Origin of the sequence: Nocardia sp. NPDC060259, from assembly GCF_042728775.1 — a bacterium.
Taxonomy (GTDB): domain Bacteria; phylum Actinomycetota; class Actinomycetes; order Mycobacteriales; family Mycobacteriaceae; genus Nocardia.
On the sequence record NZ_JBHXAY010000146.1, the window covers coordinates 1 to 13,641 of the forward strand.

Consider the following 13,641-nt stretch of genomic DNA (forward strand, 5'->3'; position numbering starts at 1 on the left):
GGTCTCCGGCCTCCTCACCCCGGTCGCCCTGGTCGGCGGCCTCCTCCTCAACCTCCTCTACCTCGTCCTCATGATCCACGACTGGGCCGAGCAGTGCGCGGTTACATGGCAGCCAGCGGCTCGCTGCCGGACCAGTCGTGGCCCCAGTAGCTGTCGGCGGTGATTTCCTCAGCGGTGTAGTAGGTCTCGTCGACCTTCATGCCTTCGGTGCCGAACTCGATGTCCCAGCCGCCGGGCGCGCGGACGTAGAACGACACCATCTTGTCGTTGGTGTGCCTGCCCAGCGTCGAGGACACCGAGAAACCGTCCTTGGTGACGCGGTCCAGCGCCTGGCCGACGGCGTCGAGGGTGTCGACCTCCACCATGATGTGCACCAGACCCGGCGCGCCACCGTGCGGCGCGGGGCACAGCGCGAGGCTGTGGTGGCGCTCGTTGACGCCGAGGAAGCGCACCCGCATCGGCCCGAACTCCGGCGGCGCCGGGATACGGAACGCGCCACGCGGCAGGAACCCGAGCACGTCGGTGTAGAAGCCGAACGCGCCGTTGGGGTCCATGGTCGGCAGCACCACATGGCCGAGGCCCTGGGCGCCGGTGACGAACTTCGCGCCGAACGGCGTCACGACCGGGCTGTGGTCGAGCACCGCGCCGTGGAAGATCTCGAGCGTCGCGCCGGTCGGGTCCTGGAAGGTGATGACCTCCTCGACCCGGCGCGCGTCGGCCTCCTCGACCGAGAGCGGCTTGACGGCGATGCCGGCGGCCGTCACGGCCTCCTGCACGCGGACCAGGGCCGCGTGGTCGCGCACCTCCCAGCCGATGGTCACGACGGCGTCGGTGTCACCGGGCACGACCGTGATGCGTGCCGCGCGCTCGTCCATCCGCAGGTACAGCGCGTTCTCGTCCGGCCCGCTGCCCTCGGCGAAGCCGAGCACGTCGAACGCGAAGGTGCGCCACCGGTCCATGTCGGCGGTCTGGATCTTGACGTAGCCGAGGCCTTTGATGTCTGTCATTTCCGTTGTCCTTCTTGGTATTCGGGTCAGATCATCGAGCGGAGGTTGTCCGCGGGCTCGAGACCGAGGGAGCTGATGGCCGAGGCGTGGTAGACCGTGCTCGGCACGTGGATGGCGTGGGCGAGGCCGACGTGCGCGTCGCGCCAGTAGCGCTGCAGCGGCTTGTCGGTCCGCATGGCATTGCCGCCGGAGCGGGCGAAGATCTGGTCGACGGCCGACACCGCGCGCCAGGCCGCGCGGACCTGGGTGCGCCGGACCGCGGCCCGCTCGGCGAAGGTGATCTCCTTGCCCGCGTCGACCGCGTCGAAGATCTTGTCGGCGTTGGCCAGCAGTTCCTGGCGGGCGGCATTGATGTCGGCGGCGGCCTCGCCGATGGCGAACAGCACGTACGGGTCGTCCTTGACCGCGGTGCCCTGGGCGCCGACCCGGTCACGCTGGTAGTCCAGGTGCGCGGCCAGCGCGCCCTCGGCGATGCCGACCACCGCGGAGCTGATGCCCAGCGGGAACATCGTCGACCACGGCATCTTGTAGAGCGTCTCGGTGACGCCGTACTCCTTCTGCGCGGTGCCGTCGATGACGTGATCGCCGTTCATCACCCGGTAGTCGGGCACGAAAGCGTCCTTGACGATGATGTCCTTGGACCCGGTGCCCTTGAGGCCCACCACATTCCAGGAGTCCTCGACGATGGTGTAGTCCTGGCGCGGCAGGATCATGTGCAGCATGGTCGGCGGCAGCGCCATCGAGCCGTCGGGGTTGCCGAGCATGGCGCCGAGGAAGATCCAGTCGCAGTGATCGGTGCCGGAGCTGAACTGCCAGCGGCCGTTGAAGATGTAGCCGCCGTCGACCGGGCGGGCGATGCCGGTCGGCGCGTAGGGCGAGGCCATCCAGGTGTCGTGGTCGTCGGCCCACACCTCGTCCTGCACCTTCGGATCGGCGAAGGCCAGCTGCCACGGGTGCACGCCGACGATGCCGGCGATCCAGCCACTGGCCGGATCCAGCGCCGCGGTGGCCATCACCGTCTCGGCGAACTCGCGCGGATGCGCCTCGTACCCGCTGTACTTCTTGGGCTGCAGCAGGCGGATCGGGCCCGCCGACTTCAGCAGCTGCGCCGTGGCGTCGGGCAGCTGCCCGAGCCGCTCGGCCTCCGGAGCCTGATCGCGCAGCTGGTCCGCGATCGCGGCGATGTTGTCGAGAACCTTGGTCATCGCAGGTGGTGCTTTCTGTTCGGGGTGGTGAGGGTCAGGACATGGTGTTGATGACGGCGCCGCGGGCGATGTTGTCGGCCACCTCGGCCTCCCAGCTGGTCACCGCGCGCTCGGTGTCGATCTCGAACTCGAACCGCGTGGTCATGTCGTCGGTGACGTCCTCGACGTCGACGTAGAACTGCTTGTACCAGCGTCGCAGCTGATAGACCGGTCCGTCTTCCTCCGAGAGCAGCGGGTTGTCGATCGGTGCCTTGTTCTTCCAGATCGCGACGTCCTGCTCGAAGCCGTACTCGACGCCCTGCGCGAACTGGGCGGCCATCGCGTTCGCGTCCTCGTCGGACATGCCCTGCGGCTTCTTGACCATCGCGCCGTACTGCAACACGAACGAGTTCTCGCTGACGGGGTAGTGGCAGTTGATCAGCACCGTCTCGATCGTCATGCCGTTGGCCTCGCTCCAGAGCCAGTCGATCATGTACGACGGGCCGAAATACGAGGCGTCCGAACGCAGGGTGGAGTTCGGGTCGTCGTAGCTGGTGCCGACCTCGATGTCGTGACGCGGCGTCGAGCGCATGTACTGGGTGGCGACCTGACCCTCGAAGACGTTCTTGAAGTAGCGCGGGAAGGCGTAGTGCACGTAGAAGAAGTGCGCCATGTCCACGACGTTGTCGACGATCTCGCGGCAGTGCGAGCCCTCGATCAGCATCGAGTTCCAGGTCCAGTCGGTCCACTCGTCGGTGCCGTAGCCCTCGATCTCGGGGATGGTCACCTCGTCGGTGGGCTTGCTGCCCTGCGGGTCGTGCCAGACGTAGAGCTGACCGTTGCGCTCGAGGGTCGGCCACGAGCGGGTCTTGGCCAGCGGCGGCACCCGGCGGGCGTAGGGGATGGCGGTGCACTTGCCGTTGCCACCCCAGCGCCAGTCGTGGAACGGGCAGGCGATCGAGTCGCCCTTGATGGTGCCCTGCGCCAGGTTGCCGCCCATATGGCGGCAGAATCCGTCGAGCACGTGCAACGCGCCGTCGGATTCGGACTGGAACACCACCAGGGTGGTGCCGAAGGCCTTCACCTCGTGCGGCTTGCCATCGCGGAACGACGAGAGCAGGCCGAGGCAGTGCCAGCCGCGCGCGAAGCGGGTCGGCGCGGCAGCGGCCTCGATCTGACGGTAGTCGGCGGTGGCGTCCAGTGATCGGCCGTTCGGCGAGTTCTCCGGCATCGAAACCTCCATGTATCGGACGGAGTGGGGATGAGCTGTGCTGATGGTCACGCCGCGAGGGGGTCGCCGGGCTGCCGTGTTCCCGGTCAGCGGACATGTTTTCGGCGCGGGCGGCCGGTCTCCCGATCAGCGGGAGAGGAACCGATCACAGCCCGCGGGCCGCCATAGCGTGGCGGCACCTGCAGGACGAGAGGAATGATGATGGGTAACGTCGCGGTGGTTCTGGAGACCGATGCCATCCGGTTGTTCGCCGAGGCGGCGCGCTCCCACAATCCGGCCTACCGGCTCGCCGACCGGCCGGTGGTCCCGCCGACCTTCCTGCCCGCCGACGGATTCGGCGCCGCGGCCGGCGAACGGGCGGAGACCGATCACCGGTTCTTCGGCCCGCCGCCGCGGGCGGGAGACCAGCTGACCGCGATCCGCTCGATCGCGGGCGACCCGGTGGACAAGCCCGCTGTCACGGCCGCGGAGTCGCTGACCCGCTACTTCGACCGCACCGGCGGCCTGGTCGCCGAATCCTGGGCCGCCGCCGGGCCCGTGGCAGGCGAACCGGCCTCGCCGCAGGCGGCCGCGCTGCTGGCCACCTATGCCACCGACTGGCTCGGCGCGGAGAACATCCGCCGTTTTCGCACCAGGGTGGTGCGGCCGCTGCCGCCCGGCGACGTCATGACCTGCTCGGGGCATGTCACGCAAAGCTATGTGCAGGACGGTGAATCGCGCGTCGACGTCACCCTGTCCGGGGCCGACGCCGCGGGCGAGGTCGTCGTCCGGGCGTGGGCGACCTTCGCCGACGACTGACCTACCCGCTACTCCGGCAAATCCGCTGATTCCGCACCGCGAGACGCCCGGCAATGGTGTGGTGTTCATAGTGCACATCGACGTTCGGAGGTAGTAGGACATGACGCGACGCTACGAGGGCAAGGTCGCCTTCATCACCGGCGCGGCCCGTGGTCAGGGCAGGGCCGAGGCGGTTCGCTTCGCGGAGGAAGGCGCCGACATCATCGCGATCGACGCCTGCGCGGACTTCGCCAGCACCAGCTACGCGGGCGCCACGGAAGCGGACCTGGCCGAGACCGTTCGCCTCGTCGAGGCGGCCGGGGGCAAGATCGCCGCGAGCAAGGTCGACGTCCGTGATTTCGCCGCGCTCTCGGCGGCGCTGGCGGCCGGGATCGAGCAGTTCGGCAGGCTCGACGTCGTCGTCGCGAACGCCGGTATCTGTTCGGCCGCGATGTCCTGGGAGATCACCGCCGAGCAGTGGCAGGAGACGATCGATGTCAATCTGACCGGCGTCTTCCACACCGCGAAAGCCGCGATTCCGCACCTGATCGAGCAGGGTGAGGGTGGCGCGATGGTGTTCATCAGCTCGGTGGCCGGGCTCAAGGGCATTCCGTTCACCGGCCACTACGTCGCCACCAAGCACGCCATCACCGGCCTGGCCAAGACGATGGCCAACGAACTCGGCGAGCACAAGATCCGGGTCAACACCGTGCACCCGGCCGGAGTGGCCACCGGCATGCAGATGGCGGAGATGGGCCCGCTGTTCGAGAAGCACGCGGCCACCCTGTCGCCGATCTTCATGAACGCGCTGCCCACCTACCTCACCGAGCCCGAGGAGATCGCCGCCGCGGTGGCGTGGCTGTGCTCGGACGAGGCCGGGCAGGTCACCGGAGCGCAGATCCCGGTGGACATGGGCAACCTGAACCGCTGACCCCGCCTGGATTGGTATTTTTATACCGGCGCAACTAGGCTGGTATGAAAATACCAACTGGAGGCGTGATGGTGGAGCTGAAGTCACCCGCGGAGATCGAGCGGATGCGGGTGACCGGCCGGTTCGTGGCCGATGTGCTGGCAGGCGTGCACGCGAATGCCGCCGTCGGCGTGAACCTGCTCGAGCTGGAAATGTATGTGCGGGAACGGATCCGCGAGCGCGGCGCGGTGTCGTGCTACTGGGACTATGCGCCCTCGTTCGGTCGCGGGCCGTTCCGCAACACCGTGTGCCTTGCGGTCAACGACGCTGTGCTGCACGGCCTTCCGCACGACTATGCCCTGCGTGACGGCGATGTGCTCACCGCCGACCTGGCTGTCACCATCGACGGCTGGGCCGCCGACTCTGCGGTGACCACCATCGTCGGCACGCCCGACCCGGCCGACAAGCGGCTGGTCCAGGCGACCGAAGAGGCGCTGGCGGCCGGGATCGCGGCCGCCCAGCCCGGCGGCCACATCGGTGACATCTCCGCCGCTATCGCGGCGGTCGCGCACGGCTACGGCTATCCGGTCAACACCGAGTTCGGTGGACACGGCATCGGCCGGACCATGCATGAGGATCCGCACGTCGCCAACGCGGGCCGGGCTGGTCGCGGCTTCCGCTTGCGTCCCGGTCTCACCGTGGCGATCGAGCCCTGGTTCGCGGCGGGCACCGCGAAGGTCGTGACCGATGCCGACGGGTGGACGATTCGCTCCGCCGACGGATCGCGGTGCGCGCACAGCGAGCACACGATCGCGATCACCGCCGACGGGCCGAGCGTTCTCACCCTCCGCGACTGAGCCGAAAATTCCTGCGGATCAAGCGGATTCGGCGACCTGCTCGGCGCGATAGACCTCGGCGAGCTCGGTCAGCGGGAGCGACAGCGCCTCCGCGAGGCCGACGACGGTGCCGAAGGCGGGGGAGGGCAGGCGGCCGGATTCGATCTTGCGCAGCGTCTCCGGGGAGATGCCCGCCGCGTGGGCGACCTCGGTGAGGTCACGCTCGCCGCGCGCGGAACGCAGGCAGCGCCCGAGGCGACGGCCTGCTTCGACCTGGGCCGGGCTGAGAGGGAGACGCACCATGGATCCGAGCGTAGGTGGGGTATTTAAATACCGCAACCCGCGGACGGGCCGGTGATCACCGACCCGTCCATGGGGTTCAGTGCGCGGTGCCGCCGGTGGCGGGTGTGCGGCCGTGTCGCATGATCACGGCCAGGACCAGGGCCACCGCCGCCGCGGCGCCGCAGACCCAGAAGCCCAGCTCGTAGCCGCGATCGGCGAAGACGTCCGGAATCGGCGCCGGTGGTTGTGCCTGCCCGCCGACGCTGACCAGCGCGGTCATGCCGTTGGCGTGCAGGAACGCCGTGACGATAGCCAGGCCGACGGCCACGCCCATCGACTGCATGACGCCGAGCATGCCCAGGCTGACGCCCTGCTGCTCCTGCGGGACGGCCTCCACCATGAGAATCGGCATGGCCGCGTAGTAGAAGCCGAAACCGATGCTGAACACGGCGTTCACGAGCAGGAACACCGTGCTGGTGTGCGGGAGCACGGCGAAGGCCGCGGCCGAGCCGACGAAGATCGCCAGGGCGATGACGAGGGGGATCCTGGCGCCGACGCGGCGCGCGATCACACCGGCGAGGGCGCCGCAGACCATGGTGACCACGGCGCCGAGCAGGGCGATGCGCAGCGCGAACTCCAGCAGGGTGTAGCCGCTGCCGTAGGTGTAGCCCGGGTCGAGGGTCACCTGGACGGCTTCGGCGGGCAGTGGCTGACCGGTCGCGGCCTGCACCTTGGCGAGAATGCCCTGTTGCGCGCCCGCGGTGACGGTCGCCTCGTCGGGAGTCTGTGACATGTAGGCGATGGCGTAGGAGACGACGCCGATCTGCAACGAGGCGAACAGCGCGCCGGCCAGCACCAGCGCGACGCGCGGGTGGAACAGCAGTTTCATGTCCATGATCGGTTGCGCGACACGGGTTTCCACCAGGACGAACAGGATCAGCAGGACGACGCCGGTGATCACCCAGGCCAGGGTCGTCGGCTCGGCCCATCCCCAATCGTGGCCCTTGTCGACGTAGATCAGGATCAGCGCGGCGCCGCCGGAGAGCAGCAGGGCACCGACGATGTCGATCCGCTCGCGCACCCGCAGCTTGGACTCCGGCACCACGAAGTACACCAGCGGCAGCATCACCAGGGTGAACGCGGCCAGGCACCAGAAGATCGCGCGCCAGCTGTAGTTGTCGACGAGGAAGCCGCCGAGCAGCGGGCCCGCGATGGCGGACACGCCGAGGCCGGTCGCGGTGACGCCGAGGCCGAGTGGGACGTACTTGCGCGGCATCAGGTCCCGGATCAGGCCGTAGGCGATGACCGCGGTCGCGATGGCCGTGGCCTGCAGGCAGCGGCCGAGCAGGAAGATGCCCCAGTTCGAGGTGGTCGCGTCGAGGACGCAGCCGATCACGAACAGCACGCCGCAGATGAGGAACATCCGCTTCTTGCCCCAGACATCGCTCATCTTGCCGATGAGTGGGGATGCGGCCGCGCCGATCAGGCCGAAAACGATGATGGCCCAGTTGATGTTCGCGCCGACGCCGGGGAAGGTCGGGGAGATCTTCTGTAGTGCCGCCGAGACGATCGTGTACTGCATCGGGGCGATCTCGGTGAACAGCACGATGACCGCCAGGACGGTGAAGATTCGGGCGCGGGATGCGCCGTCGAGTCGTCCGGTGTCGTTGGCCTTGTCGAGTTCGGGGCCCTCTGACGTGGGTGGATCTTGGGGAATGGTGGACATTGCCACGCTCCGTTGGTCGGGAACTGCGTTCGAAATGGAGTGGAATGCGTGCGCTCCGGTGTGATGTAGATCGCACACCTTCCGCCACGGAGTATGTGACCTAGCGAGCGTTAGGTTGGTGTTATTTCGCGTTTGTCCCGCTCAGTGGGTCGTCAATTCGGCGGGGTGGGTGTGGTGGCGGAACGGGGGAGACCGATCGGTTTGCCTGGCGGTTGCGAATCCGGCTGTGCCGCAGGACGATCCAGATTCGGTCGATCTTGTGTTATGCGACATAGCCATGGCGCATCATGGGTGGGTATCGCGCTGATCCCGGGGCAGGTCGGGTCGGCAAGTCGGAGGGAAGTCCCATGAAGTTCAAGCAGTTGCTGGCTGCCGGTGTACTCACCGTGGCAGCGACCGGCATCGCAGCGGCCACCGCGCACGGCGCCCCCCTCGCAGGCCCCGGGGTGGCCGGTGTCGACGGCGCCGTCGCCTATACCGCGGCGGTCGCCCCGGACGGGTCGGCGGCGACCGTGGCACTGACGGCGGGCACGTTCGAGCTCACACCCGACGCCGGGGTCGCCGTGCTGGCGCCCGACGGGAGCCGGGTCGGCTTCATCCCGACGACCGTGCAGACCGTGGCCGGGCCCGCGGTGCAGGTGATTCCCGAGGTCGACGCCGCGGCGACGACGCTCACCCTCACCCCGGTCGGCGCGCCCGCACCGAATCCGGTGGCGCTGCAGAACATCGACCAGACCGGCAATATCGTCGCGGGCATCGCGATCGGCTGTGTCGTCGGCGCGCTGATCGGGTTGATCTTCCTGTTCGTCAGCGCCATTCCCGGCTGTGTGATCGGGGCGGTGATCGGCGGGATCATCGGCGCGAACCAGTAGTCACCGGCGTGTGACGGGTGGTGGGGATCCACCCGTCGCTCCGTCCTGACCGGCTCGAATGTTGTTGTTCCGCGGAGTCGGTCAGGATGGCTGCTGGGCCGCGAAGACGCCGTCGACGAGGACTGGAACGGTGGAATCGGCGTCGAGTTCCGTCGCGAGGGCGACATCGTCGGCGAAGCCGACGGCGGCGAGCTCACGGCCGGACGCGCAGGTGGCGATCAGGGCGGGAACGTCCGTCAGGGACGTGAAAGTGGTTGCCGCGGACAGTGCTTCAGGGGATGGGGCGGTGGCGCCGCGGTCGAGGAGCGCAGCGGCGAGCGCGCCCGCACCGAGCCAATCCTCCAGGGCGGGCCGTGCCACGTCGCTACCCGGCCAGTGCTCGCCCGCCGCGATGATCGCGATCGGCTGGGTGGGTGTGCCCCAGTTCCTGGCGATCAGCCACTCCGCGACGGCGCGGTAGTTACGCAGGCACGCCGCGACCACGGTCGCCTCGGAGACACCGGCCGCGATGGCAGAACCGTTGGGGGAGGGCAGAACCAGGCGCTCGGTGAACGGCGCGCGGCGAATCGCGGCGGGCGACAGCGACCAGGGCTGCGCGGCACTGACCTGACGCCTCCCGACAGCAAGCGCCGCATCGTGCCGGTCGGCGAACTCCCGCGCCGACTCGTCCCGCCACCGATACGGAAACACCGCCGTGCCCGCCCCGACCGCCACCGACACCGAGGTGGTGAACGACAACACGTCGACCACCACCACACACACAGCCCCCACCCCGATCGCGGCGGCCCCCGCCCGCCCCCACTCCACTCTGATCCCGAACCCCCGCTGCTGCGACCACTCCGGTGCCGAGGGCACACGAACCTCGCTCACCGAGGCAGGGGTGGGGTCAGGTCGATGGTGGCGGGTGGGCGGAGGCGGCGGAGGGTGCCGTCGATGCTGGTGACGAAGAGGGCCCAGGTGTCGCCGTCGGGGGCGATGCGGGCGGACGTGGGGCCGATCGGGGGGCGTTCCGGGACCAGGCCGCGCGGGGTGGTCCAGCCGGTGGCGATGGTGCACCAGTGGCCGGTGGTGGTGTCTACCTGGTAGACGCTGCCGGAGAAGTCGCCTGCGACGAAGGCCAGGCCGGAGGCGGTGGCGTCGAGGTCGTCGAGGCCGGGGAAGAGGCCGTCGGGCACGGTGGTCACGGTGGTGGGGGTGTGTGGTGCGTCGAGGGGGATGCGCTGGATCTGGGAGGTGGCTATGTCATCGGTGAAGATCGCTCGGCGGTCGGGGGTGAGGGCCAGGCCGTTGGGGCGGGGGACCGGGGACCAGGCGAGGGTGAATTCGCCGGTGGCGGGGCGGTATCGGCTGATGCCGACCGGTGGCCACGGGATCGACAGCTGGGAGATGAGCAGGTCGCCGTCGGGGAGCAGGAGCAGGCCGTTGGGCTGGACAAGGTCGGGCAGCAGGACGGTGACTTCGCCGGTCGGGAGGTGGAGTTGACGGAGGGTGCCGCCGCCCTGGGGTGTGGTGCCGTCGCCGGTGATGAAATAGAGGATGTCGCCGGACAATCGGAGCCCGGCGGGGGCGTCGAGGCCGGTGAGGATCGTGGTGACCTCGCCTGCGTTGTCGACGTGCAGGAGTTCGCCTTCGACGATGCCGGTGACATAGAAGCCGCCCGCGCCGTCGTATTCGAGGTTCTCCAGGCCGCCGAGATCGGCGGCGATGACGTCGGCCTGCCAGCCCTGCGCGCACCCAGCCTCGGCCTGTGCCGGGGCGATCGGGCCGAGGCTGGACAGTGCGACAGCGGCGAGAGTGGTTGCGAGACAGCGGATCACCTGCGGGCCGGAGCGTCGGTGCATGGCTGAAGCCTAACCGCCGCCCGGCTCCGGGGCGCGCTAGCCGGGAGTGGTGGCGCTCAGCCAGGTCGCGAGGACCTCGGAGGCGGTAGCGTCGGTGGATAGGTCGGCGTGCTCTTCCGTGGTGAGCTCGACGGACTCGAGTTCGGCCTTCCAGTGGGCGAGCCGATCGGTGTCCGCTCCCGCGACGGCGAGTTCGGCGAGTGCCGCGTAGGCGCGGACCCGGTCGACAGACGACGCGGTGGCACCGAAACGATGCAGACCCGCTTCCAGGGCGCGGGTCGCCGACCGATCGTCGTTCTTGAAATCGCGCAGGATGCGGGCATTGTCGAGCACCCGCGCCAGACCGTCGAGCTCGCGCGAGCCGCCGTACTCGAGCTCCATCGGCTCGTCGCGCTGAATCACGAGCAGGGTGTTGCCGACCGGATCGACCAGGGAGAACCGGGACTGGCCCGGCCGGAACCGGGTGATCCGCGGACAGCCCTTGGCCGGGATCTTCCCGTAGTGCGCGCGCAACGCCGCCGTGTACTCGGCGTGGCGGGCGGCGACGTCGTCGACCATCACCAGCGCCCCCACATGCTCGGCGGGCAGTTCGATCCCGGGCGGCGCGCCCGCGAAATGCAGCGCGCACCCGTGTCCCTCGACCGCGCCGTAGACATAGGGCCGGGTCTGCTCGTAGGTGACGGTGTAGCCGAGCGCCCGGTAGAAGTCGAGAGTGCTCGGCAGGTCGCCGCTCCACAGCATCGGCACTGCGGTGTCTGTCATCGGTAGCCCTTCCGGAGAGTGAGTCGTCCGGATCCGAGGTTAGGAAGACTTTCGCGAGAACGCCCATACCTCGTTCGGCGGCTAGGCTGCGGGCATGACGAACAGTCTCGGCGAATTGCAGACCGCGAACTTCGTGCTGCTCACCACCTTCCGCAAAGACGGCTCACCGGTCGGCACGCCCGTCTGGGCCGTCGCCAACGACGACAAATTGTTCGTCTGGACGGTCACCGACAGCTGGAAGGTGAAGCGGATCCGCCGCAATCCCGAGGTGACGCTGCAACCCTGCGACGCGCGCGGCAAGGTACACGGTGCCATCACGGGCGGCACCGCGCGGCTGCTCGACGCCACCGAGACCGAGCAGGTGCGTTCCTGGCTGCGCCGCAAGTACTGGCTGACCGGCCCGCTGGTCATCCTCGCCAGCAACCTGCGCCGCGGGAAGGCGGGCACCATCGGCATCGAGATCACACCGGCCTGACCCGGGTTACCCCGAACCAATATCCAGTACCGACGGTATCGGATACCGTGGGCCCAGCGGACACTTCCGAAGGGACTCACATGGCCGAGAAACGCACCCGCGCCGTCGTCGTCGGGGGCGCGCGCACCCCGTTCGTGCGCGCGTTCACCGACTTCACCCGCCTCGACAGCATCGCCCTCGCCGGTGCGGCGGTCCGGGGTCTGCTCGAGCGCACCGGTATCGCGCCCGGCGAGATCCAGTCCATCGTCTGGGGTGGGGTCATCCTGCCGAGCCACGCGCCGAACATCGCGCGGGAGGTGGCGCTCGACCTGAACCTGGACTTCGGGTGCGAGGGCTACACGGTGACCAGGGCGTGCGCGTCGGGACTGCAGGCTGTCACCTCGGCGGCGGCGGCGATCGAACGCGGCGAATACGACATCATGATCGCCGGTGGCAGCGATTCCACCAGCAATGCCGAGATCAAACTCCCGCAGCATGTCGTGCACGCGGTAGCGCCGGTGGCCCTGGGCAAACCGAAGCCCAAGGACTACCTCGACGTGGTCCGCCAACTCGCGCCGTTCACCGACATCCTGCCGCGCCAACCGAAGATCTCCGAGCGCACCACCGGTGAGGTGATGGGCGAGTCGGCGGAGAAGATGGCCAGGATCAACGGCATCAGCCGCGCCGAGCAGGACGAGTTCGCCGCCCGCTCGCACCATCGTGCCGCGGCCGCCATCGCGTCGGGCCGTTTCGACGACGAGGTCGTGCCGGTGACGACGCCGTCGGGCACGCGGATCGACACCGACGGGCTGGTCCGCGCGAACACCAGCGTCGACAAGCTCGCCACCCTGAGTCCGGTGTTCGCGAAGGGCGGCACGGTCACCGCGGGCAATGCCAGCCCGCTCACCGACGGCGCCTCCGCGGTGCTGCTGATGAGCGAGGAGAAGGCGCGGGCGCTGGGGTTCACGCCGCTGGCGGCGATCCGTTCGTGGAGCTTCGTCAGCGTCGACCCGGCCGACCAGGTTCTCCTCGGCCCCGCCATCTCGATGCCGCGTGCTCTCGACAAGGCAGGTATGACGCTGGCCGATATCGACCTCGTCGACATCCACGAGGCGTTCGCCGCGCAGACCCTGTCGGTGTTGCGCATGCTGGAGAGCCCGGAATGGGCCAAGGCCAGGCTCGACCGGGACGAGGCCGTCGGCTCGGTCGACATCGACAAGCTCAATGTGCACGGCGGGTCGATCTCGCTCGGCCACCCCTTCGGTGCGACCGGCGCCCGGATGGTGACGACCATGGCCAACGAGCTGGCGCGCACCGGAAAAGAGACCGCGCTGCTCGGCATCTGCGCCGCGGGCGGGATCGGCGCCTCGGCGGTGCTCGAGCGCGTGTGAAACGGATAGGTCCGGCCACCGTGCTCCGGTGGCCGGACCTACCTGCGCGAAACGTGACGGCTAGAGACAATCACCCGCCGTGAGTTCGGCTTCAGCTACCGCGGTGAGTTCGATGGTCTCGCCGAAACCCTCGTGCAATTCCGCGAGTGTTTCACCGCTCGCATCGGCAGCCAGGGCGCAGCCGATGAGATCCTCGGTCACTTCGATGGAGACGGCGTCGGCGGCCGGGGCGGCCGGGGCGGCCGGGGCAGCGGGAGCGCCCGGAGCAGCCGGGGCGGGAGCGGCCGGAGCGGCCGGTGCAGCCGGGGCGGCCGGAGCAGCCGGGGCGGGAGCGGCTTGTGCCATTCCCACGCCGAAAACCGATACAG

15 protein-coding genes are annotated in these 13,641 nt (G+C 69.1%); 6 read left to right on the forward strand and 9 right to left on the reverse strand.

What is annotated here, in order from left to right:
• Nucleotides 1-101: 101 nt before the first annotated feature.
• Genes bphC through ACFWF2_RS31415 form a run of 3 tightly spaced genes read right to left on the reverse strand, consistent with a single transcriptional unit; the run spans nucleotide 102 to nucleotide 3,434 of the window.
• Nucleotides 102-1,007, reverse strand: a complete 906-nt coding sequence (gene bphC / locus ACFWF2_RS31405; protein WP_379311113.1) for a biphenyl-2,3-diol 1,2-dioxygenase — start codon at nucleotides 1,005-1,007, stop codon at nucleotides 102-104.
• Between the two features lie 26 nt (nucleotides 1,008-1,033).
• Complete coding sequence (locus ACFWF2_RS31410; RefSeq protein ID WP_379311114.1) at nucleotides 1,034-2,212, reverse strand: acyl-CoA dehydrogenase family protein; 1,179 nt, start codon at nucleotides 2,210-2,212, stop codon at nucleotides 1,034-1,036.
• A 34-nt stretch (nucleotides 2,213-2,246) separates the two neighbouring features.
• Nucleotides 2,247-3,434 carry a Rieske 2Fe-2S domain-containing protein gene (locus ACFWF2_RS31415; protein ID WP_379311116.1) on the reverse strand — a complete coding sequence of 396 codons (1,188 nt, stop codon included), beginning with the start codon at nucleotides 3,432-3,434 and terminating at the stop codon, nucleotides 2,247-2,249.
• Nucleotides 3,435-3,623: 189 nt separating this feature from the next.
• On the opposite strand from ACFWF2_RS31415, the gene ACFWF2_RS31420 reads away from it, so the two are divergent.
• From ACFWF2_RS31420 to map, 3 genes are all read left to right on the forward strand, one after another.
• Nucleotides 3,624-4,220 (forward strand): hypothetical protein, encoded by a 597-nt coding sequence (locus ACFWF2_RS31420; protein WP_379311117.1) that lies wholly within the window; start codon nucleotides 3,624-3,626, stop codon nucleotides 4,218-4,220.
• A 100-nt stretch (nucleotides 4,221-4,320) separates the two neighbouring features.
• Nucleotides 4,321-5,130, forward strand: a complete 810-nt coding sequence (locus ACFWF2_RS31425) for a mycofactocin-coupled SDR family oxidoreductase (protein ID WP_379311118.1) — start codon at nucleotides 4,321-4,323, stop codon at nucleotides 5,128-5,130.
• Between the two features lie 68 nt (nucleotides 5,131-5,198).
• Nucleotides 5,199-5,966 carry a type I methionyl aminopeptidase gene (gene map / locus ACFWF2_RS31430; protein ID WP_379311119.1) on the forward strand — a complete coding sequence of 256 codons (768 nt, stop codon included), beginning with the start codon at nucleotides 5,199-5,201 and terminating at the stop codon, nucleotides 5,964-5,966.
• An 18-nt stretch (nucleotides 5,967-5,984) separates the two neighbouring features.
• On the opposite strand, the gene ACFWF2_RS31435 is transcribed toward map, so the two are convergent.
• Both ACFWF2_RS31435 and ACFWF2_RS31440 read right to left on the reverse strand, forming a co-directional pair.
• The gene (locus ACFWF2_RS31435; protein ID WP_379036624.1) at nucleotides 5,985-6,248 is read right to left on the reverse strand and encodes a helix-turn-helix domain-containing protein; all 264 of its coding nucleotides are present in this window, start codon (nucleotides 6,246-6,248) and stop codon (nucleotides 5,985-5,987) included.
• A 76-nt stretch (nucleotides 6,249-6,324) separates the two neighbouring features.
• Nucleotides 6,325-7,953 (reverse strand): MFS transporter, encoded by a 1,629-nt coding sequence (locus ACFWF2_RS31440; protein ID WP_379311120.1) that lies wholly within the window; start codon nucleotides 7,951-7,953, stop codon nucleotides 6,325-6,327.
• A 347-nt stretch (nucleotides 7,954-8,300) separates the two neighbouring features.
• On the opposite strand from ACFWF2_RS31440, the gene ACFWF2_RS31445 reads away from it, so the two are divergent.
• Complete coding sequence (locus tag ACFWF2_RS31445) at nucleotides 8,301-8,825, forward strand: hypothetical protein (RefSeq protein WP_379311121.1); 525 nt, start codon at nucleotides 8,301-8,303, stop codon at nucleotides 8,823-8,825.
• A gap of 81 nt (nucleotides 8,826-8,906) precedes the next feature.
• Here ACFWF2_RS31445 and ACFWF2_RS31450 read toward each other — a convergent pair whose 3' ends face one another.
• Genes ACFWF2_RS31450 through ACFWF2_RS31460 form a run of 3 tightly spaced genes read right to left on the reverse strand, consistent with a single transcriptional unit; the run spans nucleotide 8,907 to nucleotide 11,428 of the window.
• A complete protein-coding gene (locus ACFWF2_RS31450) occupies nucleotides 8,907-9,695 on the reverse strand; it encodes a 2-phosphosulfolactate phosphatase (RefSeq protein WP_379311122.1) in 789 nt (262 codons plus the stop codon).
• Complete coding sequence (locus tag ACFWF2_RS31455) at nucleotides 9,692-10,666, reverse strand: hypothetical protein (RefSeq protein ID WP_379311123.1); 975 nt, start codon at nucleotides 10,664-10,666, stop codon at nucleotides 9,692-9,694. Before ACFWF2_RS31455 ends, ACFWF2_RS31450 begins: the two co-directional genes overlap by 4 nt.
• 36 nt (nucleotides 10,667-10,702) lie before the next feature.
• A complete protein-coding gene (locus tag ACFWF2_RS31460; RefSeq protein WP_379311124.1) occupies nucleotides 10,703-11,428 on the reverse strand; it encodes a glyoxalase in 726 nt (241 codons plus the stop codon).
• Between the two features lie 94 nt (nucleotides 11,429-11,522).
• Here ACFWF2_RS31460 and ACFWF2_RS31465 point away from each other — a divergent pair, with 94 nt between their 5' ends.
• Together ACFWF2_RS31465 and ACFWF2_RS31470 are read left to right on the forward strand one after the other, a co-directional pair.
• Nucleotides 11,523-11,903: a PPOX class F420-dependent oxidoreductase gene (locus ACFWF2_RS31465; RefSeq protein WP_379311125.1), complete on the forward strand. Its 381-nt coding sequence runs from the start codon at nucleotides 11,523-11,525 to the stop codon at nucleotides 11,901-11,903.
• An 80-nt stretch (nucleotides 11,904-11,983) separates the two neighbouring features.
• The gene (locus tag ACFWF2_RS31470; protein WP_379311126.1) at nucleotides 11,984-13,273 is read left to right on the forward strand and encodes an acetyl-CoA C-acyltransferase; all 1,290 of its coding nucleotides are present in this window, start codon (nucleotides 11,984-11,986) and stop codon (nucleotides 13,271-13,273) included.
• A gap of 60 nt (nucleotides 13,274-13,333) precedes the next feature.
• On the opposite strand, the gene ACFWF2_RS31475 is transcribed toward ACFWF2_RS31470, so the two are convergent.
• The coding region (locus tag ACFWF2_RS31475; RefSeq protein WP_379311127.1) for a hypothetical protein at nucleotides 13,334-13,641 on the reverse strand (308 nt) is incomplete at its 5' end.

Bases quoted from the DNA above. Each gene is read 5' to 3' on its own strand.
- bphC (WP_379311113.1), bottom strand. From the start codon at position 1,007: ATGACAGACATCAAAGGCCTCGGCTACGTCAAGATCCAGACCGCCGAC.
- ACFWF2_RS31410 (WP_379311114.1), bottom strand. From the start codon at position 2,212: ATGACCAAGGTTCTCGACAACATCGCCGCGATCGCGGACCAGCTGCGC.
- ACFWF2_RS31415 (WP_379311116.1), bottom strand. From the start codon at position 3,434: ATGGAGGTTTCGATGCCGGAGAACTCGCCGAACGGCCGATCACTGGAC.
- ACFWF2_RS31420 (WP_379311117.1), top strand. From the start codon at position 3,624: ATGGGTAACGTCGCGGTGGTTCTGGAGACCGATGCCATCCGGTTGTTC.
- ACFWF2_RS31425 (WP_379311118.1), top strand. From the start codon at position 4,321: ATGACGCGACGCTACGAGGGCAAGGTCGCCTTCATCACCGGCGCGGCC.
- map (WP_379311119.1), top strand. From the start codon at position 5,199: ATGGTGGAGCTGAAGTCACCCGCGGAGATCGAGCGGATGCGGGTGACC.
- ACFWF2_RS31435 (WP_379036624.1), bottom strand. From the start codon at position 6,248: ATGGTGCGTCTCCCTCTCAGCCCGGCCCAGGTCGAAGCAGGCCGTCGC.
- ACFWF2_RS31440 (WP_379311120.1), bottom strand. From the start codon at position 7,953: ATGTCCACCATTCCCCAAGATCCACCCACGTCAGAGGGCCCCGAACTC.
- ACFWF2_RS31445 (WP_379311121.1), top strand. From the start codon at position 8,301: ATGAAGTTCAAGCAGTTGCTGGCTGCCGGTGTACTCACCGTGGCAGCG.
- ACFWF2_RS31455 (WP_379311123.1), bottom strand. From the start codon at position 10,666: ATGCACCGACGCTCCGGCCCGCAGGTGATCCGCTGTCTCGCAACCACT.
- ACFWF2_RS31460 (WP_379311124.1), bottom strand. From the start codon at position 11,428: ATGACAGACACCGCAGTGCCGATGCTGTGGAGCGGCGACCTGCCGAGC.
- ACFWF2_RS31465 (WP_379311125.1), top strand. From the start codon at position 11,523: ATGACGAACAGTCTCGGCGAATTGCAGACCGCGAACTTCGTGCTGCTC.
- ACFWF2_RS31470 (WP_379311126.1), top strand. From the start codon at position 11,984: ATGGCCGAGAAACGCACCCGCGCCGTCGTCGTCGGGGGCGCGCGCACC.